Source organism: Massilia norwichensis (assembly GCF_024753245.1).
GTDB lineage: Bacteria > Pseudomonadota > Gammaproteobacteria > Burkholderiales > Burkholderiaceae_D > Telluria > Telluria norwichensis.
Genome location: NZ_JANUGX010000022.1, coordinates 90,485 through 114,162, shown reverse-complemented (window position 1 = coordinate 114,162; position 23,678 = coordinate 90,485). Strand labels below are relative to the sequence as shown.

The window sequence follows — 23,678 nt, the reverse complement described above, 5'->3', positions numbered from 1 at the left end:
TAGAGCGGCACCCGCGCCGGCGCCGGCAGCGGACGCACCCAGGGCGGCGGCAACAGCGGCGGCTGCGGCGCGGCGAAGCCGGCGGCCAGGAAGCGGTGCAGCGACGACCAGGGCCAGTCGCCGGCCTGCTCGCAAAAGCCGTGGCGCATCGGGTTGCTGTGCACATAGTCGATCAGCTCCGCATATTCGGCATCGTCGCCGACGCGGTAGTCGCGGTAGTGGCGCTCCCAGATCGTGTTGTCGGCGGCGCCGGCCAGCACCAGCCCGGTCTTGTTCAGCGCCTTGGAAAAGGCGATCTTGACCGCACGCCAGCGGGTGGCGCAATCGTGGTCGCCTGGTGGCAGGGTCCAGATCGCGTGCGCGTGATCGGGCAGGACTACCCAGGCATCGACGTGGAAGGGCTTGCGGATCCGGGCCTGGCGCATGGCTTCGCCAAACGCCGAAAAGTGATCCGTCAGCAATGTGCTGTTCCGGTCCAGCAGGCGTACCGTGAAAAAGTACGTCATGCCGGGCACGCGGTTATCGCGGTAACGTGTCATGAATGATCGTGGCGTGAGCCGACCTCAACGACGCCTGATTCTACACATGAGATGGAAAACGGGCCGATCCATTTCCGCGCGAAAAAACCTTGGCGCGCAAGCCGGCAAGCAGGTTTCAGGATTGTCCAGAACCCTGCTTGCAGCCAGCGATCGGCGAAAAAAAAGCTCCCCGCAGGGAGCTTTTGTGGTGCCGATGCGACTGGGGCGCCGCGAGCAGCTTAGGCGCTGAGCGGTTTGTAGCGGATACGCTTCGGCTTCGCGCCTTCTTCGCCTAGGCGCTTCTTCTTGTCGGCTTCGTATTCCTGGTAGTTACCGTCGAAGAAGGTGACCTGCGAGTTGCCCTCGAACGCCAGGATGTGCGTCGCGATGCGGTCCAGGAACCAGCGGTCGTGCGAGATCACCATCACGCTGCCGGCGAATTCCAGCAGCGCATCTTCCAGCGCACGCAGGGTTTCGACGTCGAGGTCGTTCGACGGTTCGTCCAGCAGCAGGACGTTGCCGCCTTGCAGCAGGGTTTTCGCCAGGTGCAGACGGCCGCGTTCGCCGCCGGACAGGTTGCCGACCACTTTCTGCTGGTCGCCGCCCTTGAAGTTGAAGCGGCCGAGGTAGGCGCGCGACGGCATTTCGAAGCGGCCCACGCTCAGCATGTCGGCGCCGCCGGTGACGTCTTCGAACACGGTCTTGGTGTTGGCCAGGTCTTCGCGGGTCTGACCGACCAGCGAGACTTTCGCGGTCTGGCCGATCACGACTTCACCGCTGTCCGGCTGCTCGAGGCCGGCGATCATCTTGAACAGGGTCGACTTACCGGCGCCGTTCGGGCCGATGATGCCGACGATCGCGCCCGGCGGCACGGTGAACGACAGGTTGTCGATCAGCAGGCGGTCGCCGAAGGCTTTGCTGACGTTCTTGAACTCGATGACTTCGTTGCCCAGACGCTCGGCGACCGGGATGAAGATCTCCTGGGTCTCGTTGCGCTTCTGGTATTCGTATTCGCTCAGTTCGTTGAAGCGGGCCAGACGGGCTTTCGACTTGGCTTGGCGCGCCTTCGGATTCTGGCGTGCCCATTCCAGCTCTTTCGCCAGCGCTTTCTGGCGTGCCGATTCGGTCGCTTCTTCCTGCTTCAGGCGGGCTTCCTTCTGCTCCAGCCAGGACGAGTAATTGCCCTTCCACGGGATGCCGTGGCCGCGGTCCAGTTCCAGGATCCATTCGGCGGCGTTGTCGAGGAAGTAGCGGTCGTGGGTGATGCCGACCACGGTGCCCGGGAAGCGCAGCAGGAACTGCTCCAGCCACTCGACCGATTCGGCGTCCAGGTGGTTGGTCGGCTCGTCCAGCAGCAGCATGTCCGGCTTGCTGAGCAGCAGCTTGCACAGCGCCACGCGGCGCTTCTCGCCGCCCGACAGCACGCCGATCTTCTGGTCCCACGGCGGCAGGCGCAGCGCATCGGCGGCCATTTCCATCTGCAGGTTCAGGTTGCCGCCGTCGGCTGCGGCGATGATCGATTCCAGGCGCTCCTGCTCCTTGGCGAGCGCGTCGAAGTCGGCGTCTTCTTCCGCATAGGCGGCGTACACGGCTTCCAGCTTGGCTTGCGCCTCGAAGGCTTCGCCGAGGCCGGATTCCACTTCCTGGCGCACGGTCTTTTCCGGATCCAGTTGCGGTTCCTGTGGCAGGTAGCCGATGTTCAGGCCCGGCATCGGGCGCGCTTCGCCCTGGATGTCGGTGTCGATACCGGCCATGATCTTCAACAGCGTCGATTTGCCCGAGCCGTTCAGGCCCAGCACGCCGATCTTCGCGCCCGGGAAAAAGGACAGAGAAATGTCTTTCAAGATCTGGCGCTTCGGTGGGACGATCTTGCCCACGCGGTTCATGGTGTAGACGTAATTGGCCATGTGATAGTAGTCGTAATACGGTGAGAAATAAGGACGACAGGATACTGTAAAAATTCGGGGGTCAGACACCGAATTTGGGCAATTTCCTAAAATCGGTGTCTGACCCCGGTTTGTGCTTGCTCAAGCCTTGGCGGTGGCTGGGCGGCGCAGCAGGCCCTCGATGGCGAACAGCGCCAGCGCTGCCCAGATCAGCACGAAGCCGATCAGGCGGTCCGGCGTGAACGGTTCGTGGAACAACCACACGCCCAGCAGGAATTGCAGGGTCGGCGACAGGTATTGCAGCAGGCCCAGCACCGACAAGGGGATCTGGCGCGCGCCCGAGGCGAACAGCAGCAGCGGGATCGCGGTGATCGGCCCGGCCGCGGCCAGCAGCAACTGGGTCGACGTGGAATCGGTGTTGATGAAGGCGTTTTGGCCGTGCATGGTCAGCCAGACCACGTAGGCGGCGGCCACCGGGAACAGCACCATGGTCTCGAAGGACAGGCCCTCCAGCGCGCCCAGCGCGGCGGTCTTGCGCAGCAGGCCGTAGCCGCCGAAGGTGAGCGCCAGCGCCAGCGCGATCCAGGGCACGGTGCCGGCCTGCCAGGTCAGCCAGCCGACGCCCAGCGCCGCCACCGCGATCGCCATCCACTGCGCCGGACGCAGCCGCTCTTTGAGCAGCAGGTAGCCGAGCGAGATGTTCACCAGCGGGTTGATGAAGTAACCCAGGCTGGCCTCGATCACGTGGTGGTTGTTGACCGCCCAGATATAGATCAGCCAGTTCAGGCTCAGCAGCACAGCCGAGGCGACGAAACTGCCGAACACGCGCGGCTGGCGCAGCACGGCGAGCCAGGCCCACTGCTTGCGCACCGCCAGCACGATCACCAGGAACAGCAGCGACCACAACATGCGGTGCGCCAGGATCTGCAAGGGCGGCACTTCGCCGATGGCATGGAAATACAGGGGGAACAAGCCCCAGCACAGGAAAGCCAGGGAGGCGGAAAGGATGCCGGTACGCATGGAGAAAGCCAAATCGAAGTCAGGCCGCGATTATCCCCGAACTGACACGAGTTCGCTGACGGCTTGCCATTTTCCTATTCGCTGAGACAATAGCGGTCCCGGAAGGCGGAATTTCACCGCTATTTCCAAAAAGCAATGGTGATACCTTGAGCGAGCAACACAAGAAAAGCAGTACAGCGGCCTTGACCCTGGCGGCCGTCGGTATCGTCTACGGCGACATCGGCACCAGCCCGCTGTACACGCTGAAGACCATCTTCGACCCGACCCACGGCCTGGCCCTGAGCACGCCGAATCTGCTCGGCATCGTGTCCCTGATCTTCTGGGGCCTGACGATGATCGTCTCGCTCAAGTATGTGACCCTGGTGCTGCGTGCCGACAACCGCGGCGAGGGCGGCATCATGGCCCTGATGGCGCTGGCCCTGAATTCCGTCACGCGCCACTCGCGCTGGCACTACGTGCTGATGGTGATCGGCGTGTTCGGCGCCACCATGTTCTACGGCGACAGCGTGATCACGCCGGCGATTTCCGTGCTCGGTGCGATCGAGGGCCTGGAAGTGGCCACGCCCGGCCTCGAAAAATGGGTGGTGCCGCTGACCATCGTGGTGCTGGTGATCCTGTACAGCGTGCAGCGCCACGGCACCGCCGGCATCGGCCGCTTCTTCGGCCCGGTGATGATCGTCTGGTTCGCGGCGCTGGCCGTGATGGGCGTGATCAACATCGTCCAGGCGCCGGTGATCCTGCAGGCGCTGAACCCGCTGCACGCCTTCGAATTCATGCTGCGCGAACGCTTTGTCGCCTTTGTTGCGCTGGGCGCGGTGGTGCTGGCCTTTACCGGCGCCGAAGCCCTGTACGCCGACATGGGCCACTTCGGCAAGAAGCCGATCCGCGTCGCCTGGTTCCTCATCGTGTTCCCGGCGCTGGCCCTGAACTACCTGGGCCAGGGCGGCCTGCTGATCACGCATCCGGAAGCGCTGGAAAATCCCTTCTTCCGCCAGCTCGGCAGCTGGAGCGTGCTGCCGCTGGTGCTGCTGTCGACCATGGCCACCGTGATCGCCTCGCAGGCGACGATTTCCGGCACCTTTTCGATGACCAAGCAGGCGATCGCGCTCGGCCTGCTGCCGCGCATGCGCGTGATGCACACCTCGGAAAGCGAGATCGGCCAGATCTACATCCCGGCCGTCAACTGGCTGCAGCTGGCGGTGGTGCTGATTGCGGTGGTCGGCTTCGGCTCGTCCGACAAACTGGCCGGCGCCTACGGCATCGCGGTGACGGCCACCATGTTCGCCACCACGATCCTGACCTTCTTCGTGACGCGCTACCGCTGGCACCTGCCGCTGCTGCTGTGCATCGGCGCGACCGGCTTCTTCATGATCATGGACATCATGCTGTTCTCGGCCAGCACCCTGAAACTGCTGCACGGCGGCTGGTTCCCGCTGCTGCTGGGCGCGATCCTCCTGACCATCATGCTGACCTGGAAGCGCGGGCGCGAGCTGGTGTTCGAGAACCTGGAAAAGCACGCGATTCCGCTCGAGGACTTCCTGCAGTCGCTGTTCGTCGGCCCGCCCACGCGCGTGGCCGGCACCGCGATCTTCCTGCGCGGCGAAACCGACGGCGTGCCGCACGCCCTGCTGCACAATCTGCTGCACAACAAGGTGCTGCACGAACGGGTCGTGTTCCTCACGGTGCACATCCGCGAAGAGCCGTATGTGCCGGCCGCCGAGCAGGTCGAGGTGGTGGCGCTGGGCCACAACTGCTTCCAGTTGAACGTGCACTACGGTTTCAAGGACGAAGCCGACATCCCCGGCATCCTGCGCCTGTGCGAAGCCAAGAACCTGACGTTCGAGATGATGGAGACCTCCTTCTTCATCGCGCGCCAGACCGTGATCTCGGTGCCGGGCCAGGGCATGATGCCGTGGCGCGAGCACTTATTTGTGCTCATGCAGAGAAACGCGCGTACCGCCGCCGACTATTACCAGATCCCGGCCAACCGCGTGATCGAGCTCGGGACGCAAGTCGAAATCTGAGGTCGGCTCAAGCAATGCCGGCGACGACAAAGGCGTACAAATTTGGGACAGACAGGCTTATATGCTCTTGGTATGGTCGAAGTTTCCTTAGTTAAACTTCGACCCTGTACGAGGAGTAGCATGAAACTGTTGTCCTTCCCGCTGGCGGCCGCCTTTGCCGCCGTGTTGAGCCTGACCGCCTGCGGCGGCGGTGGTGGCGATGCCGGCAGCGGCAACGGCGGCCTCTCGAATGCCACCATCAAGATTGCTAGCGAAACTGTCGGCACCGGTACGGCCACCGCCGCCACCGGCAACCGCGTGCTGGTCAATTACACCGGCTGGCTGTACAGCACCACCGCCACCGGCAACAAGGGGACCCAGTTCGACACCAGCGCCGTCAGGGGCCCTTACGAGTTAATCGTTGGCGGCAACGTGATTCCCGGCTTTAGCCAGGCCGTGCAAGGCATGAAGGTGGGCGGCAAGCGCACCGTCGTGATTCCCGCGGTACTCGGTTACGGTTCCGCCGGCACCCAAGGCATTCCGCCGAACAGCGACCTGGTGTTCGACGTCGAGCTGCTCAAGATCTGCGCGACGGCCGTCCTGAACACGGCCTGCTGATTTCCCGGGCTTCTCCTCACTCGCGCAGCGCCAGCGCCGGCCGGATCCGCACCGCGGCCAGCGTGTGGCGCAGCGTCGACAGCAGCGCCACCGCGCCGGCCACCAGCACCGCCCCGGCCAGGGTCCAGGCCCCGACCGGCGCGCGTTCGGCGAAGGCGCCCAGGTAGCGCTGGATCGCCAGCCAGGCGAACGGCAGGCCGAGCAGGGCGCCACTGCCCACCAGCAGCGCGAATTCGCGCATCACCAGTTTCCCGATCGCCGCGCGGCCGGCACCGTACAGCTTGCGCAGCACGATCTCGCGCTCGCGCCGCTGCACGCTGTAGGCCGCCAGCACATAGATGCCGAAGGCCGCGATCGCGGTCGCGATCACGCTCGATACCGCCAGCAGCCGGGCCAGGCGCAGGTCGTCCGCATAGAACATGTCGTTCATGACCGTCCCGAGGCGCGAGACGCCCAGGGTCTCGTTCGGAAAATAGTGCGGCCACAGTTCTTCGACGGCGCGCTTGACCGTGTCCAGGTCGCCGCTGGCGCGCACCGTGAACAGGCCGACCCGCTCGCGCAGGTAGAACACGCTCGGCTGCTGGCCTTCGCGCGCCGAACGCTGGCGGATGTCGGGTGCCACGCCGACGATCTGCATCGGCGTGCCGCCCTGCGTCGCGCTGAGCATCTTGCCGACCGCCTCCTGGCTGGTCGGGAAGCCGAGCTGGCGCGCCGCCGCGGCGTTGACGACGATGCGGTCGTGGTCGCCGATCTTGTCCAGCCTAGGGTCGAACAGGCGGCCGGCGGCTGCCTTCACCCCATACACCTGGAAGAATTCCGGACTGACCGCGTACAGGTTGATGTCGGTGGCGCTGCCGCCGGCGCGACGCAGGGTCACGATGTTGTTGCCCATGCTGACCGGCGCGTGCGAGACCGACACGCCGGCCACGCCGGGCAGGCGCGCCACGGCCTCGCGGAAGGCCACGGTGCGCGGATCGCGCATGTCGTTCGCGGCCGGGAAGATCAGCAGCGGGGCCGGGTCGAAGCCGGGGTCGAGGCTGCTGGCGTAGCGGGTCTGCCAGGCCACGGCCAGGGTGGTGCCGGTCAGGCCGATGGCCACCGCGAACTGCAGCGTGGTGAGCGCGCGCCGCAGCCACAGGCCGTGCGCGCTCTCGCCGCTGCCGCGTCCAGCCAGGGCGGCACCGGCGCGCACGCGCAAGGCGGACCAGGTCGGATAGGCGCCGGCGCCCAGCCCGAGCAGCACGCCCAGCACCAGCGTCAGGGCCAGCGCGGCCGGGCTGAACATGCCTTCCAGCTTGCGCTGCACCAGATCCATGAACAGCGGCAGCAGCAGCCAGGCCAGCAGCAGGCCGAGAGTGGTCGCGATCAGGCAGACCAGCACCGACTCGGCCAGGAACTGGCGCGCCACCGCCCGCGCCGGCGCGCCCAGCACCTTGCGCATGGCGATCTCGCGTTGCCGCGCCAGCGTGCGCACCGTGGCCAGGTTGACGTAGTTGGTGCCCGCCAGCAGCAGGATCAGCAGCGCCACCATGGCCAGGCCGAGTACTGCCTGGCGGTTGCCGTGCGGCGCCATCATGTCGTTCACGTCCGGCGCCAGGTAAGCCTCGGCGAGCGGCCCGAGCCGGTATTCGATCAGGTCGCGTCCCTTCAGCGCCGCCACCTGCTCGGCCTGGTCGCGCTGGATCAGCGAGGACTGGCGCAGGCCGCGCTGGATCGCCGCGACCACCAGTGCCGGATCGGCGCCGGGCAGCAGTTTGATATACACCTTACCGGGCGAAAAACCCCAGGCCTCGAGGGTATTCTTGCGCACGTCGTCCGGCATGATCGTGCTGACGGTGCCGGCCAGCGCCTCGAAGGGCATGGTGCTGGCCGCCGGCTGGTCTTCGACCACCGCCGCCACGACATAGGTCTGCTTGTCGCCCTGCAGGGTCTTGCCAAGCGCGTCGACGCGGCCGAACAGCTTGATGGCGCTCGCGCGCGTCAGCGCCAGCGTGTCCGGACGGCTCAGCGCCGCGTGCAGGTCGCCGGCCAGCACCCTGGGCGCGAAGATCTTCTCGAAGTCGGGGTCGACCAGCGTCACCCCGAGCGCGACCGCCTGCTCGCCGACCCGGGCGTCCAGGCCGCGGTCCAGGTAGGCGCTGGCGAGCAGCGGCTGGCCACTGGCCAGTGCGGCGTCGCGCACCGGCAGGCTGGACAAAGCTGCCCAGCCGTTGCCGAGCAGGGCCGCGTTCCAGCGGTGTTCCAGCTGGTACACGCGTTCGCGCTCGGGCACCTGGCGGTCGTACGAGAACGAATGGCGGACGAAGCCGAGCAGCAGGAAGCACACCGCGATGCCGACCGCCAGGCCGAGCACCACCACCGCCGAGTAAGTCGGCTCCTTGGCCAGCAGGCGCCAGCCGATGCGGAAATCGCGCAGGGTCGTTTGTAGTCTGGTTTTCATGTTCTTCCTTTATTCGCGTAGTGCCAGCGCCGGCCGGATCCGCACCGCCGCCAGCGTGTGGCGCAGCGTCGATCCGAGTGCCACCGCGCCGGCCACCAGCAGCGCCGCGACGATGGTCCAGACCCCGATCGGGGCGCGTTCCGTGAAGCCGGCCAGGTAGTGCTCCATCGCCAGCCAGGCCGGCGGCAGCCCGAGCAGGGCGCCGGCGCCGATCAGTAGCAGGAATTCGCGCATCACCAGTCCGCCCACCGCCGCGCTGCCGGCGCCGTACAGCTTGCGCAGCACGATCTCGCGGGCGCGCCGCTGCACGCTGTAGGCCGCCAGCACGTAGATGCCGAAGGCGGCGATCGCGGTCGCGATCACGCTTGATGCGGCCAGCAGCTTGGCCAGGCGCAGGTCGTCGGCGTAGTTGCCGGCATAGATAGTGTCCATGCGCTCCATCTCCAGCACATCGTTCGGGAACCAGCGCGGCCACATGTCCTCGATCGCGTGGCGCACGGTCTCCAGGTCGCCCCGGCTGCGGACAGTGAAGGTGCCGGTGCGCGGCGACACGTAATAAACGTAGGCTTGTACCGTTTCGTGGGCCGAACGGTGGCGGATGTCGGGCACCACGCCGATCACCTGCCTGGTACCCTGGCCGTTCGGCTCGCGGATGATCTTGCCGACCGCATCCTGCGCACTGGCGAAGCCAAGCTGGCGCGCGCCTTCCTCGTTGAGTACGGCCTTGTCGCGGTCGTCGACCGTGTCGCGCGCCGCCTCGTACAGGCGGCCGGCGACAGGCGTCAAGCCGTACACCCCAAAGAACTCGGGGCTGACGTCGAGCCAATTGAGCTGGGTCGGGGCGCCGCCCTCGCGCTGCAGCGAGGTGCCGTTCATGTTGACCGTGACCCGGGTGCCGCTTTCCGCCACGCCGCTCACGCCCGGCAGGCGCAGCAGGGCGTCGTGGAAGGCGTGCACGGTCGGGTTGCGCATGTCGTCAGGGGCTTCCACGATCAGCAGCGGCGCCGCATCGAAGCCCGGATCGAGGCTGCTGGCATAGCGCGTCTGCCAGGCCACGGCCAGGGTCATGCCGGTCAGGCCCATCGCGGTGGCGAACTGCAGCACGGTGAGCACGCGGCGCAACCACAGGCCACCGGCGGTTTCGACGTTCCCGCGCCCGGACAGGGCGGCGGTCGGGCGCACCTTTAGCGCCGACCAGGTCGGGTAGGCGCCGGCCAGCACGCCGACCAGCACGCCCAGCAGCAGCGACAGCCCTACCGAGCCGAAGGTGAACATGCGGTCCAGCCTGCGCTGCACCAGGTCCGAAAACACCGGCAGCAGCAGCCAGGCCAGCAGCAGGCCGATCAGGGTAGCGATCAGGCACACCAGTACCGATTCGACCAGGAACTGGCGGCTGACCGAGCCGGCGCCGGCGCCCAGCACCTTGCGCACCGCGATTTCGCGCTGGCGGCGCAGGGTGCGCACCGTGGCCAGGTTGACGTAGTTGGTGGCAGCCAGTGCCAGGATCAGCAACGCTACCGCGGCCAGGCCGAAGATGGTCTTGCTGTCGCCGTGGGTGCCGGACTGTTCGCGCACGTCCGGGTCCAGGTAGGCGCCGGCCAGAGGACCCAGGCGGAAATCGATCAGGTCATGGCCGTTCAGGGATGCGATCTGCGCCGGCGACATCCTGGTGTAGAAGTTCGAAGCCAGCATGGCGCGGCGTACCGCCTCCGTCACCGCGCGCGGGTCCGCGCCGGGCGCCAGCTTGATGTAGGTCGGCCCGTGCGAAGAGCCCCAATTGGTCGTTACCAGCTGGCGGTATTCGTCGTTCCAGATCGTGGTTCGGGTACTCGCCAGCGCGTCGTAGGGAAGGGTGGTGGCGGCCGGCTGGTCCTCCAGCACCGCCAGGACCTGGTAGGGACGTCCGGCCACCTGGACGGTCTTGCCGACCGCGTCGGGCGCGCCGAACAGCTTGACGGCGGTTTCCCGGCTCAGGGCCAGCGTGTCGGGACGCGCGAGTGCTGCGGCCAGGTCGCCGGCCAGTACCCGCGGCTGGAAAATGGTGTTGAAGTCCGGGTCGACCGCAGCCATGGTGATCGACTGCACATGACTGCCGATCCTGACGTTGATGTCGCGCTGCAGAAAGGTCGTGGCCTGTAGCGGCACGCCGCTGGCAATGGCGGCATCGCGCGCGGGCAGGCTGACGGCGTTGCTCCAATTCGCATTGACGGCGCTGATGTTCCAGCGCGACATCAGGCGATAGATGTTGTCGCGCTGCGGCACGTGGCGGTCATAGGACAGCGAATGGCTGACGTAGCCGAGCAGCAGGAAGCAGGCGCAGAAGCCCACCGCCAGGCCCAGGATCACGACGGCCGAAAAGGCGGGTTCCTTGACCAGCAGGCGCCAGCCGATGCGGAAATCGCGGAGATGCAGTTTCATGATGCTTCCTTACGCAGCCTGCAGGGCGTCGACCACCACGCGGCCATCCAGCAGGTGCAGGGTGCGCGAGGCCTGCGCCGCGTGCGCCGGCGAGTGGGTCACCATCACCACGGTCGTGCCCTCGGCGTTAATCTGGCGCAGCAGGCGCATGACTTCGTCGCCGTGCGCGGTGTCGAGATTACCGGTCGGTTCGTCGGCCAGCAGCATCGCCGGGCCGGCCACCAGCGCGCGCGCGATCGCTACCCGCTGCTGCTGACCACCCGATAGCTGCGAGGGACGGTGGCCGGCGCGGTGCGCCACGCCCAGGCGCTGCAGCATCTCCTGCACGCGGCGGCGGCGCTCGGCGGCCGGGGTGCCGGTGTACTCCAGCGCCAGCTCGACGTTCTCGTACACGGACAATTCTTCGATCAGATTGAAACTCTGGAAGATGAAGCCGACCTTCCCGCGCCGCAGCGCGTTCAGGCGCGCTTCGCTCCAGCCGGCCACGTTCTGGCCCTCGAACCAGTATTCGCCGGAAGTCGGCACGTCCAGCAGGCCGAGCACGCTGAGGAGGGTCGACTTGCCGCAGCCGGACGGCCCGGTGATGGCCACGTATTCGCCGGCCGCGATGTCGAGGTCGATGCGGTCGAGCGCGGTGGTCTGCACTTCGCCGGCCTGGTGGATCTTGCTGACGCCTGAGAGTTTGAGCATGTCGGTTCCCTGTTCTGGAGGATGGATTATTTCGTCAATTGCAGCCGCTCGGCCTTGCCGAACGGGGTGTAGCTGGAGATGATGACCTGTTCGCCCTGCGCCAGGCCGGACAGCACCTCGACCTGGGCATTGTTGCGGCGTCCGAGTTTCACGGCGCGCTTCTCGACCCGCTCGCCGTCGCGGCCCAGCACGAACACCCAGGTGCCGCCGGTGTCGTTCACGAACGCGCCGTTCGGCAGCAGCATGGCCTTGGCCGGCTCGCCCAGGGTCAGCTGGACGTCCATGCTCTGGCCCGGGCTGATCACGCTGGGTTGGCCATCGGTGAACACCATCTCGGCGGTGAAGCGGCCTTCCTTGATCTGCGGGTAGACGGTGGCGACCTTCAGTGCGTAGGTCTTGCCGTCCTGGGTCACGCTGCCGACCCGGCCGACGCTCAGGCGGCTCAGGTAGAACTCGTCGACCAGGGCGCTGAGCTTGAAGTGCTGCGGATCGTCGATGCGGCCGATGTGCTGGTCCGGGCGCACGGTCTGGCCGACCAGCATGCGGAAATCGGTCAGCACGCCATCGGCCGGGGCCCGTACCGCCAGCGCGTCGACGGTGGCGCTGACCAGCTTCAGGCCGGACTGCAGGCCGTGCAGGCCGCTGTCCAGCTGGTCCAGCGCGCGGTCGCGCACCTTTTCCTCGTTGGCGACGGCGCGCTTTTCCTCGTCCAGCGCGCGCTGTTGCTGCGCCAGCTTATCGCTCGACTCTTCCAGCGCCACCGCGGAGATGAAACCCTGCTGCGCCAGGCGCTGGTTGCGGGCGTGCTGCTTCCGGGCCTGGCTCAGCGCGAACTCGAGTTCGGACTGGCGGCGCTGGTGGTCGGTGCGCACCGCTTCCTGGGCCACGCGCAGCTGGGCCGCGTTGAAGATCTGCTGCGAATATTCGGTCTGGCGCGCCAGCAGTTCCAGGTTGCGCTGCGGGTTCGACAGGCGGAACAGCAGGTCGCCCTTTTTGACGGCCTGGCCGTCCTTCGCGAACACCTCTTCCACGCGGCCGCTTTCGACCGAGTCGAGGATGATCGAATTCAGCGGTTCGGCGGTGGCGCGCACGACGATGTCGTCGCGGAACACGCCCTGTTCGACCCGCGCCAGGCGCACGTCGCGGCTGGCCACCTGCAGGCCGTGCGGCACGAACTGCCAGCCGGTCCAGGCCAGGGCGGCAGCGATGGCGGCAAGCACGGCGATGCGCTTGAACAGCCGGCCGCGCCGCTTCGGCACGACGCTGTCCATGGCGGCGCCGGTGACGGCGGAAGGAGGAATGTGATCCATGCTGATGCGTTGTGGTGAACGATGACCTGCTCTCTTCTGCAAGCGCCGTGCCAGGCCGTTTACCCCCCTTTTTTGGCTGCTTGTGCGGGTTTGTCCGCCGTACCTGTCCGGAACCGGACAGGTGGGCCTGTGCGCTTGCGGACAGGCGTCCGCCGCGACCAACCGCGGAGTCGCCGCGGCTAAGCCGCGCTGCTAGAATGGCAACACTATGGCCGATACCGCCGCCCACCTGCTGATCCTCGACGACGATAGCGACGTCGCCTATGCCGCCCAGATGCTGCTGCGCCGCCGCCACGGCCGGGTGACCACGCTCGACGATCCGGCGCGCCTGTCGAGCGTGCTCGACGCCGGTGTGCCGGACGTGGTCCTGCTCGACCTGAACTTCACGCCCGGCCGCATCGACGGCGCCGAAGGCCTGGCCGTGCTCGACCGCCTGCGCACGCTCGCCCATCCGCCCGCCGTGATCGCCCTGACCGCGTATGCCGACGTGCCGCTGGCGGTCGAGGCGCTCAAACGCGGGGCCAGCGATTTCATCACCAAACCCTGGGACAATGCGCGCCTGATCGCCGCCGTCGACACCGCGCTGGCACGCCGCAGCGCGCTCGCCGGCGGCGCCGCCACCAGCGGCTTGATGGGCGACTCGGCCGCCATGCGCGGCGTGAAATCGATGATCGCCAGCGTCGCGCCGACCGAAGCCAATGTGATGGTGCTGGGCGAGAACGGGGTCGGCAAGGAACTGGTGGCGCGCGCCATCCACGCGGCCTCCAGCCGCGCCGGCGCGACCTTCCTCGCGGTCGACATGGGCGCGCTGCCGGAATCGACCTTCGAGAGCGAATTGTTCGGCCACCGCAAGGGCTCGTTCACCGATGCCCGCAGCGACCGCGCCGGCCGCTTCCAGGCCGCGCGCGGCGGCACCCTGTTCCTCGACGAGATCGGCAACATGCCGCTGGCGGGGCAGGCCAGGCTGCTCACCGCGCTGGAGCGGCGCGAAGTCACGCCGATCGGCGCCGACCGCCCGGAAGCGATCGACGTGCGCATCGTCAGCGCCACCAATCTCGATGAGGCACGCCTGTTCGACCCCGCCGTGTTCCGCCCCGACCTGCTGTTCCGCCTGAACACCATCGTGATCCGCGTGCCGCCGCTGCGCGAACGGCGCGATGACGTGCCCGGCCTGCTGCACCACTACCTGTCGCTGTACGAGGCGCAGTACCGGCGGCCGGTGCGCGAGCTTGCCCCCAGCGCCCAGCAGCAGCTGTGCGAATGGTCGTGGCCGGGCAATGTGCGCGCGCTGCGCCATGCCTGCGAGCGCGCGGTGATCCTGGCCGCGCACGACGAGTACCGCTACGAGGATTTCGGCCTGGCGCTGCCGGCGCCAGTACCAGTGCCGGCTCCAGTGCCGGCCGCGGCGACGGCGGCCGCCGACGATGCGAACGTCGAATTCCGTCTCGGCGCGCTGGAGCGCGAGACCATTGCCGCCGCCCTCGACAAGGCCAAGGGCAACATCAGCCTGGCGGCGCGCATGCTCGGCCTCTCGCGCGCCGCGCTGTACCGCAAGCTGGGCAAGCATGGCATCTGAAACGCGCCTCAAAGCGGGCGCGCTGCTGTCGCTGGCCGGCATCGCCGTGCTGGCCTTCGGTGCCGGCGTGGTGCACGACTCGCCGCGCCTGGCGGTGCTGTGCCTGCTGGCCACGCTGCCGCTGGTGGCGAGCCTGTGGCGCTGCATCGACCGCCTGGGCGCCCTGCGCCGCCCGGCACCGCCGAGCGCGCCCGGCTTGCCGATCGAGCAGCAGGCCCTGCTCGACAATGCGCTGGCGCTGGAAGCGAGACTGGAACACACGCCGGTGGCCCTGTTCCGCATCGATGGCCCGGGGGGCGACGGCCAGGTCGCGCCGCTCAACGGCAACGCGCGCAAACTGGTGGCGCCGGGCCGCGCCAGCGATCCGGCCGACCTGTATCGCCAACTGGCGGCGCAGCCGGGCGAACGGCGCGCGTTGATCGACTTCGAGACCGAGCGCGGCACCGAACGTGCGCTGCTGGCGGTGTCTTCGCTGACGCTGCAGGGCAGGGCGCAGCGCCTGGCGGCCCTGATGCCGGTCGAGAGCGAACTCGAAGCCGAAGCTCTGCACGCCTGGCGCCAGCTGGTGCACGTGCTGACCCACGAGATCATGAATTCGCTGACGCCGGTGGCTTCGCTGTCGCACACGGCCTATGGCTTGCTCGGTGAGTTCCGCGGTGCGCTGCCGGAAGACGTGGGGCTGGACCTCAGCACCGCGCTGGACGCGATCCGGCGCCGCGCCGACAGCCTGGTCGATTTCGTGGCCAGCTACCGCAGCCTGTCGAACGTGCCGCCCGCGCGACCCGAGCGGCTGCGCCTGGATGCCTTGTTCGAGCGCGTCGCCGCGCTGGTCGGGCCAGGCTGGCGCGCGCGCGGCGGCGCCGTCGAATTTTCGGTCGAACCGGCATCGCTGGAACTGATGGCCGATCCGGGCCAGCTCGAACAGGCCCTGATCAATCTCCTCAAAAATGCTTTCGAGGCCACCGCCGGCAATGAGGGGAAGGCCGGCCACGCCTGGGTCGCGGCGCGGCTGGTGCGCGGCGGCCGCCTGCGCATCGAGGTCAGCGACGACGGTCCCGGTGTGCCGGACGGGCTGGCGGCGCACATCTTCACCCCCTTCTTCACCACCAAGAAACAGGGCGGCGGGATCGGCCTGGCCATGGTGCGCCACCTGGTCCACGAGAACGGCGGCACGGTGCGCCATGCGCGCTCGGTGGGGCGCGGCGCGCGCTTCGTGCTCACCTTCTGAATCCGGCGCATTGACCCATGCGTCCTGCGTACGCCTGATCTGGCGCAGGCCGGCAGCGGGTGGGCGGGGTATCGTTGGCGCGCACATCCTTGCCGATTCCATCCGGAGCCCGCCATGCCCTTGCCGCTGCTTGTCCTGCTGTTGCTGTTGTTGCCGCTCGCCGCGCGGGCCGAGCCGATGTTCGGTGCGACCTTCCTGCCCACCAACTTCCAGGCGCTCGCCATCGACGAAGCAGGGCGTGTGGCCGGGCGCGGCATGACGCCCGAGGGCGACGCCGCCGCCTTCGTGTGGACGGCCGCCAGTCTCGGCTTCCTGCCGCCGCCCGCGCCCGCGGGCAACACGGTGGTCGCGAACGCGATCGAGAACGGGGTGGCGGCGGGCGCCTGGACGCTCGGCGGCGGCACCCGCGGCTTCGTCTACAGCGGCGGCACCAGCCAGGATACCGGCACCCTGTACGGCGGCGACACGGTGGCCTGGGGCGTGAACGCGGCCGGGCAGGCGGTCGGCGAATCGCTGGACCCCGCCGGCAACCCGCGCGCCTTCCTGTACAGCGGCGGCGGCATCGCCGATATTGGCACGCTGGGCGGCAGCTACGCCCAGGCGCGCGACATCAACAACGGCGGTGTCATCGTCGGCGGTTCGCAGCCGGGTCCGGCCTTTCCGGACGATGGCTCGCACGCCTTCATCTACCGCGACGGCGTCATGACCGACCTCGGCACCCTGGGCGGCGGCTTCAGCTTCGCCAATGCGGTCAACGAGGCGGGCCAGGTGGCCGGCTACAGCCTCACCGCCGGCGACGTCGCCTTCCACCCTTTTCTCTACAGCGGGGGCACGCTGCTCGATCTCGGTTCCTTCGGCGGCGACTATGCCGAGGCCAGGGCGCTCAACGAGGCGGGCATGGTGGTCGGGCTGGCCAGCCTGCCGGGCGGCGGTTTCTCGCACGCCTTCCTGTACGCGGACGGCCAGCTGCTGGACCTGAACACCCTGGTCGAGGGCGGCCTGGGCGACTTCGTCTTGACGGAGGCCGTCGGCATCAATGGCGCCGGCCAGATCGTCGCCAATGGCTGCAACGACTTCGGCTTTTGCGTGCCGGTGCTGCTGTCGCCGGTGCCGGAGCCGGCGCAGGCCCTGCTGCTGCTGGCCGGGTTGCCGCTGCTGGGCCGGCGCCTGCTGGTGCACCGCCTGCGGCGCGCCATCCATCGCGAATAAACATTATGCTAAGTCTGCCTGGCGGCACTGACCGCGGCAGATTTGGAGAAAGTAATGGCAACAGCGGACACCAGCGACCCACATGCAATCGAACACCTGACTTCGCGCCAGCGCGTCTTCGCCATCGTCGGCGCCTCGTCCGGCAACCTGGTCGAATGGTTCGACTTCTACATCTACTCGTTCTGCGCCCTGTATTTCTCTTCCGCCTTTTTCCCGAAGGCCGACCCGACTGTCCAGCTGCTGAACACCGCCGGCATTTTCGCCGCCGGCTTCCTGATGCGCCCGGTGGGCGGCTGGCTGTTCGGCCGCATCGCCGACCGTTACGGCCGCCGCAACGCGATGATGATCTCGGTGCTGATGATGTGCGGCGGCTCGCTGCTGATCGCCTGCCTGCCGACCTACGCCACGATCGGCACGGCGGCGCCGGTGCTGCTGCTGGTGGCGCGCCTGTTCCAGGGTCTGTCGGTGGGCGGTGAATACGGCACCAGCGCGACCTACATGAGCGAGGTGGCGGAGCCGGGCCGCAAGGGTTTCTTTGCCTCCTTCCAGTACGTCACCCTGATCGGCGGCCAGCTGGCGGCGCTGCTGGTGCTGGGCATCCTGCAACTGCTGCTGTCGCACGAGGAGCTGGTGGCCTGGGGCTGGCGCATCCCGTTCGTGGTCGGCGCGGCCTCGGCCCTGGTCTCGCTCTACCTGCGCCGCTCGCTGCACGAAACCACCAAGGAATCGGAGCGCAAGAGCGAACAGGCCGGCAGCGTGAGTTCGCTGCTCAGGCACCACGGGCGCGCCTTCGTCACGGTGCTGGGTTTTACCGCCGGCGGCTCGCTGATCTTCTACGCTTTCACCACCTACATGCAGAAGTACCTGGTCAACACGGTCGGCATGAGCACTCCCACCGCCAGCCGGGTGATGACGGTCTGCCTGCTGATCTACATGCTGATGCAGCCGCTATTTGGCGCGCTGTCCGACCGCATCGGCCGCAAGACTTCGATGATCCTGTTCGGGCTTCTCGCGGCGATCTTCACGGTGCCGATCCTGAGCACGCTGCGCGGCGTCGACAGCCCGCTGATGGCCGGCGTCCTGATCACCTGCGCGCTGGCGATCGTCAGCTTCTATACCTCGATCGGCGGCCTGATCAAGGCCGAGATGTTCCCGGTCGAGGTGCGCGCGCTGGGCGTGGGTTTGTCGTATGCGATCGCGAACGCGGTCTTCGGCGGCTCGGCCGAATACGTGGCCCTGTGGTTCAAGCAGGCCGGCCACGAGCCGTATTTCTACTGGTACGTCAGCATCATGGCCGCCGTCGCCTGCCTGGTGGCCTTCCTGATGCCGGACCCGACCAAGTCGGGCCACCTCAAGTGATATGAGCGTCTAACAAACCCGCAGGGCAAGGCGCAGCGTCGAAGACAGTACGCCAGTACGGCGAGACGATGCAACGCCGCCATGTGGGTTTTGTTAGGCGCTCAGGATCATGTCGATGTGCAGGATGCCGTCTTCGTCATAGGGCTCGGAGACGGTGACGAAGCCGAAGCTGGCATAGAACCGTTCCAGGTGCGCCTGCGCACCGATGCGGATCGCGTGGCCCGGATGCAGCTGGCAAGCCAGCGCGATACCCTGGGCCACCAGTTCGCGCCCGAGGCCGCTGCCGCGCGCGGCCGGGCTGGTGACCACGCGGCCGATCGACATCTCCTCGTACTTCGCGCCCGGCGCCAGGCAGCGCAGGTGCGCGACCAGTTCCGGCTTGCCATCGGCATCGCGCCAGCCGAGCAGGTGCTGGGCGCCCGGGTCGAGACCGTCGATGTCCGGGTACAGGCAGGTCTGTTCCAGCACGAACACTTCCTGGCGCAAAGCCAGCATTGCATACAGCTGCGCGACCGTCAGGTCGGCAAAACGACTCCATTGCCACGTAATCATTTGTTTATATCGATGAACAATTGTTTGTTTAAACGGCGGTCTCGAAACCTTCGAGCACGTTGACGACACTGGTGCCGAGCTCGGGCACCACGGCGCCGCCTTCGAACACGAAGACGGTCGGCAGGCCCAGGTAGCCGATGCGCTCGCCGACGCGCAGGAAATCCGCCGCCGTGAGGCCGAAGTGCGTTCGCGGCGCACCATGCAGGCTGCCCACGCCCAGCGATACCACCAGCGCCTGCGGTGCGAACATCGACATTTTGAGGCAGCCCGATTCCAGCGCCGTGAACCACTGGTTCGAGGTCGCGTCCTGCGCCAGCGGCAGGTTCATGTTGTAGCCGAGGCCTTCGCCTTCGCCGATTTCGTCGGCGTGGCCGAGGTAATAGGGGTAGTCCTGGCGCGGATCGGCGTGGATCGAGGCGAACAGCACGTCCTTGCGCTGATAAAAGATGCGCTGGGTGCCGCTGCCGTGGTGGTAATCGAGGTCGAGGATGGCGATGCGCTGCAGGCCGTCGTCCAGCAGGTGCTGGGCCGCCAGCGCGGCATTGTTCAGGAAGCAGCCGCCGCCGAAATGGTCGGCGCCCGCGTGGTGGCCGGGCGGGCGGGTCAGCGCAAAGCTGCCGCGCTCGCCCAGGCGCAAGGCATGCGCCGCGTTGACGGCGCAATCGGCCCCGGTCTTGGCTGCGACCCAGGTGCCGGCGGTGAGCGGGGTGGCGCTGTCCATCGAGTACAAGCCCAGGCGGGCCGTGAAATCGTCCGGCTCGATGTCGTGGCGCATGCCGCGGATCGGCCACACCGAGGGCAGGGCATCCTGCTGGCCGTTGCGCGGATCGAGATTCGACCACTCGCTCCAGGCGGAACGCAAGAAATGCAGGTAGCGCGGCGTGTGCACCCGCTCCAGCGACACCAGCGGCACGCCGTGCGGGGTGACGATCTGGCCCAGGCCGCGCCGGCTCAGCTCGGCGACGACAAGGTCGGCCCGCTCGGGCTTTTCCGAACACGGCACGCGCTCGCCGCGCGCCAGCGTGTGGCGCGGCGCGTGTTGCGCGTGGTGTTCGTTGTAAAAGGTGAGCAAAGGGACCTCGTGCGGTGACATAACTGTTGTCGTTCCAGGCATTGCCCGAAACGACTTCCCGCGCAAGCGGGAATCCATGCCGAGCGTCCGGTCGCCGCACCATCTGCCTGGCTACTGCGGCTCGCGGAGCCTCGATATGGGTCCCCGCTTTCGCGAGGACGACGTACAAGTATTAGCAATTACCGCACAGTGTACTGCTGTTATACGCAGCAACAAAATCGTCGAAGCTGCCGGTGTCCGTCTGCTCGATCTGCTGCTGCTCGGCCAGCGAGGCCTGCGCCATCTCGTCGAACACGGCGACTTCAGCCGGCATCAGCGGCTCGGCACGGAAGGCTTGCGCATGCAGCTCGCTCTGCTGCAGGCCGAATTTGGCGAAGGAGCCGAGCGCACGCACTTCGTCGAGTACGCGGGCCGACGGGGTCAGGGCCGGGTCGAGCACCTTGGCCTTCTGCGCTTCCAGCGAGGCCAGATGCGCACCCTGGTAATTGTGCTCCTGGTCCAGCAGCTCGGCCAGCGGGCGGATGCGCTCGATCAGCTCCAGTGCCCAGTCCTTGAGCGGCACCTCGACATCGTCGCGCGTGAGGGTCAGGTCGGGGCGGCGGCCTTCCTTGACGGTACGGGCGAAATTGCGGGCGTGGACCTGGCCCTCCATCGCATTGATCTTCGGGCTTTCCTCGAGCGCGCAGAACAGCAGGAAGGCGTCCAGGAAGCGGCCGGTCTCGACGGCGATGCCGACCGGTTCGAACGGATCGACGTCCAGGCAGCGCACCTCGATGTACTGCACGCCACGGTTGCACAGCGCCTGCACCGGACGCTCGCCGGTGCGGATCACGCGCTTCGGCCGGATCGTCGAATAGTATTCGTTCTCGATCTGCAGGATGTTGGTCGACAGCTGGACCCATTCGCCATCCTTCTTGGTGCCGACCTCTTCATACGGCGGATACGGACGGCTGACCGCGTCCATCAGCGAGGACACATAGCTTTCCAGGCTGTTCTCGTGCGGGCGCAGGCCGGACTGGGCGTCGTTCTGGTAACCCAGGTCGCTCATGCGCAGGCTGGTCGCGTAGGGCAGGTACAAGGTGTCGTCGGACAGCGTTTCCAGGCTGTGCTCGCGGCCGCGCAGGAAACCCTTGGCCAGCACCGGCGAGGCGCCGAACAGATACATCAGCAGCCAGCTGTAGCGGCGGAAGTTGCGGATCATCGCGATGTAGCTCTCGGACTGGAAGTCGCGCAATGCGTGGCGACGTTCTTCCGTGATGCCTTCGCTCTGGGCGATCAGGGTCCACAGCTGTTCCGGCAGCGAGTAGTTGTAGTGGATGCCGGCGATGCATTGCATGGCCTTGCCGTAGCGCAGCGCCAGGCCGCGGCGGTAGACGTGCTTGAGCATGCCGATGTTCGATTTGCCGTACCAGGCGATCTCGATGTCTTCTTCCGCCGGCAGGTCGCAGGGCATCGACTGGCTCCACAGCATCTCGGCGCCCAGCTTGGTGTAGGCGTAGCGGTGGATCGCGTCCAGGCGGTGGAGCGCCAGGCCAATGTCGTGCTCGGCCGGGGTGATGAATTCGAGCAGGGCTTCCGCGTAATCGGTGGTGATTTGCGGATGCGTGAGCGCGGAGCCGAGTTGCACCGGATGCGGCGTGCGTGCCAGGTGGCCCTGGGCGTCGACGCGCAAGGTCTCGCGCTCGATGCCGCGCAGGCCCTGCAACAGCAGGCCGCGGTGGGCATCGTCGTCCAGCAGGGCGAGGCGGCGTTCTAGTTGGTTCGGCTTCGACACGGTGTTTCCTTTCTTGTACTGCAGATGAGGTGCAGAGAGTAACCGAAAATAGCCAAGCGCGCCGGGCACCCGCCAATTCTGCATTCTGTGGTGCTTTTGTTACTGAAATATGTCGTCCGGGTTGCGTGGCGGTGTCGCGGGCGGCGCGATGGGCGTGGCAGCGGGGGCGCCCGCCGCCGGCGCCGCGTCTGCCGGCGGCGTGCGCTGGGCCGCGATCCAGCGCCGCACCTGGCGCTCCAGCACGCCCAGCGGCAGGGCGCCGTTTTCCAGTACGGCATCGTGGAAGGCGCGCACATCGAAGCGCTCGCCCAGCGCCGCCTGCGCCTCCGCGCGCAGCGAGGCGATGCGCAGCTGGCCCAGTTTATAACCCAGCGCCTCGCCCGGCCGGACGATGTAGCGGTCGACCTCGACTTCGTTGTCCGGCGCCGGATTCGCGGTGTTCGCATTCAGGTAGTCGATCGCCTGCTGGCGGCTCCAGCCCATCGCGTGGATGCCGGTATCGGCCACCAGGCGCGCGGCGCGCAGCAGTTCGTCGGCCAGGTAGCCGAAGCGCGAGAACGGGTCGCGCAGCAGGCCCAGCTCCGGCCCCAGGCTTTCGGCATACTGGGCCCAGCCTTCGCCGTAGGCCACATACCAGCCCTGGCGGCGGAAGGCCGGCAGCGCGCTGTTGCCCTGGGTGCGCGCCACCTGCAGGTGGTGGCCGGGCAGGCCTTCGTGCAGGGTCAGGGTCTCGATTTCCCACAGCGGCCGCGTGTTCAGGCGCGCGGTATTGATCACCAGCGCCGCCATCCGGTCCGGGCTGCCGGCCTCGTAATAGGCCGCGCCCTGGCCCTCGGCGCCGGCCGCCTGCACCGGCTTGACCGCCAGTTCGTCGCCGGGGATCGCATTGAACAGCAGCGGCAGCTTGCTGGCCACGCGCGCGATGCTGCGGCGGTAGCGGTTCAGCAGCGCTTCCGGCTCCGTATAAAACAGGCGCGGATCGCTGCGCGCGAAGGCGATGAACTGGTTCAGGTTGCCGCGAAAGCCGGTGCTCGGCACCATCGCCGCGATCTCGGCGCGGATGCGCACCACTTCCTTCTGGCCCAGCGCGTGGATCTCGGCGGGCGTCAGGTCGGAGGTGGTCGCGCTTTTCACGAGAAAGGCGTACCAGGCCGGCCCGCCCGGCAGGCTGGAGGCCGCGATCGTGGTCCGCGCGGCCGGCAGGTAGTCGTTGCGGATGAAGTCTTCGAGCAGCTGCAGGCTGGGCGCGAGGTTGGCCACTGCAGCCTGGCCATCGAGCGCCAGTTTGTCGCGCGCTTCCTGGGGAATCGTGGCCGGCAGGCGCCTGAAAGGTTCGGACAGCGCGCCGTCGCCAAGATGCTCGCGCAGCGCGCGCAGCTGGGCCGGCAGGCCGGCCATCGCCACCTTCGGCGCGGTCCAGCCGGTGCGCATGCCGGCGCGCAGCTGCTCGATCAGGCCGTCGATGTGGCGCGGCACCGCGCCCAGGCGCGCGATGTAGCTGCGGTAGTCGTCTTCGGTAATGAAAGGCATCTGCGCGGCCAGTTGCGGCAGGCGGATGTGGAGGCCGTCACGCGCGGTGATCGGCTGCGGGTCGACCGGCGCCAGGGCGTTGCGTGCCAGGCTGCGTTCCTTGTCGAGGACGAACAGCTCGAGCGACAGCAGGTCCTGGCCCTTCAACTGGCTGCGGTCGAGCTGGCGCGCCAGCTCCAGCATGTGGCGCTCGTGGTCCAGCGTCCTGGCGGCGCCGGCCGGCGAGCTGTCGCTCAGCAGCGCATCGTAGCGGTGGTCGCCGATCGAGGTCGCGAATTCCGGCTGGTGCTTCAGCCGCCATTGCCAGTCGCGCTCGAACAGGGCCTGGGCCTGGTCGTGCATCGTCTCCTTGCTGCTGTCGCCGGCTTGCGCGGCGGGCGGCGCCAGCAGGCAGCTCACCGTCAACAGGGTGAACGTGAACAGGGAAAGGCTCAGCCGGGCCGCGAACAGCCGGGGCGCGGACAGGCGAGGCATG

General features: G+C 67.6%; 17 protein-coding genes. 6 read left to right on the top strand and 11 right to left on the bottom strand.

The window, feature by feature from the left end; translation table 11 throughout:
- The 3 genes from NX782_RS17865 to rarD form a co-directional block, all read right to left on the bottom strand.
- Positions 1-539 (bottom strand): REP-associated tyrosine transposase (locus tag NX782_RS17865; RefSeq protein ID WP_258846832.1); only part of this gene is annotated, 539 nt, incomplete at its 3' end.
- 218 nt (positions 540-757) lie between these two features.
- On the bottom strand, positions 758-2,425 hold the full coding sequence (gene ettA / locus NX782_RS17860) for an energy-dependent translational throttle protein EttA (protein ID WP_258846831.1): 1,668 nt from the start codon (positions 2,423-2,425) through the stop codon (positions 758-760).
- Between the two features lie 120 nt (positions 2,426-2,545).
- Entirely contained in the window at positions 2,546-3,424 is an 879-nt protein-coding gene (gene rarD / locus NX782_RS17855; RefSeq protein WP_258846830.1) for an EamA family transporter RarD, read from the bottom strand.
- Between the two features lie 146 nt (positions 3,425-3,570).
- On the opposite strand from rarD, the gene NX782_RS17850 reads away from it, so the two are divergent.
- Positions 3,571-5,448 (top strand): potassium transporter Kup, encoded by a 1,878-nt coding sequence (locus NX782_RS17850; protein WP_258846829.1) that lies wholly within the window; start codon positions 3,571-3,573, stop codon positions 5,446-5,448.
- Between the two features lie 120 nt (positions 5,449-5,568).
- A complete protein-coding gene (locus NX782_RS17845) occupies positions 5,569-6,045 on the top strand; it encodes an FKBP-type peptidyl-prolyl cis-trans isomerase (protein ID WP_258846828.1) in 477 nt (158 codons plus the stop codon).
- 16 nt (positions 6,046-6,061) lie between these two features.
- On the opposite strand, the gene NX782_RS17840 is transcribed toward NX782_RS17845, so the two are convergent.
- From NX782_RS17840 to NX782_RS17825, 4 genes are read right to left on the bottom strand one after another with little or no spacing between them, the layout of a single operon-like run.
- Complete coding sequence (locus NX782_RS17840) at positions 6,062-8,485, bottom strand: ABC transporter permease (RefSeq protein WP_258846827.1); 2,424 nt, start codon at positions 8,483-8,485, stop codon at positions 6,062-6,064.
- Positions 8,486-8,494: 9 nt separating this feature from the next.
- Positions 8,495-10,903 (bottom strand): ABC transporter permease, encoded by a 2,409-nt coding sequence (locus tag NX782_RS17835; RefSeq protein ID WP_258846826.1) that lies wholly within the window; start codon positions 10,901-10,903, stop codon positions 8,495-8,497.
- 9 nt (positions 10,904-10,912) lie between these two features.
- A complete protein-coding gene (locus tag NX782_RS17830; RefSeq protein WP_258846825.1) occupies positions 10,913-11,593 on the bottom strand; it encodes an ABC transporter ATP-binding protein in 681 nt (226 codons plus the stop codon).
- Between the two features lie 26 nt (positions 11,594-11,619).
- Positions 11,620-12,903, bottom strand: a complete 1,284-nt coding sequence (locus NX782_RS17825; protein WP_258846824.1) for an efflux RND transporter periplasmic adaptor subunit — start codon at positions 12,901-12,903, stop codon at positions 11,620-11,622.
- Between the two features lie 208 nt (positions 12,904-13,111).
- Between NX782_RS17825 and NX782_RS17820 the strand changes: the two genes are divergently transcribed.
- From NX782_RS17820 to NX782_RS17805, 4 genes are all read left to right on the top strand, one after another.
- Positions 13,112-14,479, top strand: coding sequence for a sigma-54-dependent transcriptional regulator (locus tag NX782_RS17820; protein ID WP_258846823.1), 1,368 nt, complete (start codon positions 13,112-13,114; stop codon positions 14,477-14,479).
- Positions 14,469-15,707, top strand: coding sequence for a sensor histidine kinase (locus tag NX782_RS17815; protein ID WP_258846822.1), 1,239 nt, complete (start codon positions 14,469-14,471; stop codon positions 15,705-15,707). Before NX782_RS17820 ends, NX782_RS17815 begins: the two co-directional genes overlap by 11 nt.
- Before the next feature lie 114 nt (positions 15,708-15,821).
- Positions 15,822-16,916, top strand: a complete 1,095-nt coding sequence (locus NX782_RS17810) for a hypothetical protein (protein WP_258846821.1) — start codon at positions 15,822-15,824, stop codon at positions 16,914-16,916.
- Between the two features lie 54 nt (positions 16,917-16,970).
- Positions 16,971-18,275, top strand: coding sequence for an MFS family transporter (locus NX782_RS17805; protein WP_258846820.1), 1,305 nt, complete (start codon positions 16,971-16,973; stop codon positions 18,273-18,275).
- Positions 18,276-18,368: 93 nt separating this feature from the next.
- Here the strand turns inward: NX782_RS17805 and NX782_RS17800 are convergent, their stop codons facing one another.
- The 4 genes from NX782_RS17800 to NX782_RS17785 all read right to left on the bottom strand — a co-directional run bounded on the left by NX782_RS17800 (position 18,369) and on the right by NX782_RS17785 (position 23,677).
- A complete protein-coding gene (locus tag NX782_RS17800; RefSeq protein WP_258846819.1) occupies positions 18,369-18,827 on the bottom strand; it encodes a GNAT family N-acetyltransferase in 459 nt (152 codons plus the stop codon).
- Positions 18,828-18,855: 28 nt separating this feature from the next.
- Positions 18,856-19,899, bottom strand: a complete 1,044-nt coding sequence (locus NX782_RS17795; protein WP_258846818.1) for a histone deacetylase family protein — start codon at positions 19,897-19,899, stop codon at positions 18,856-18,858.
- Between the two features lie 172 nt (positions 19,900-20,071).
- Positions 20,072-21,757 (bottom strand): glutamate--cysteine ligase, encoded by a 1,686-nt coding sequence (gene gshA, locus NX782_RS17790; RefSeq protein WP_370661809.1) that lies wholly within the window; start codon positions 21,755-21,757, stop codon positions 20,072-20,074.
- Between the two features lie 15 nt (positions 21,758-21,772).
- Entirely contained in the window at positions 21,773-23,677 is a 1,905-nt protein-coding gene (locus tag NX782_RS17785; protein WP_258846816.1) for a DUF885 domain-containing protein, read from the bottom strand.
- Position 23,678 lies beyond the last annotated feature (1 nt).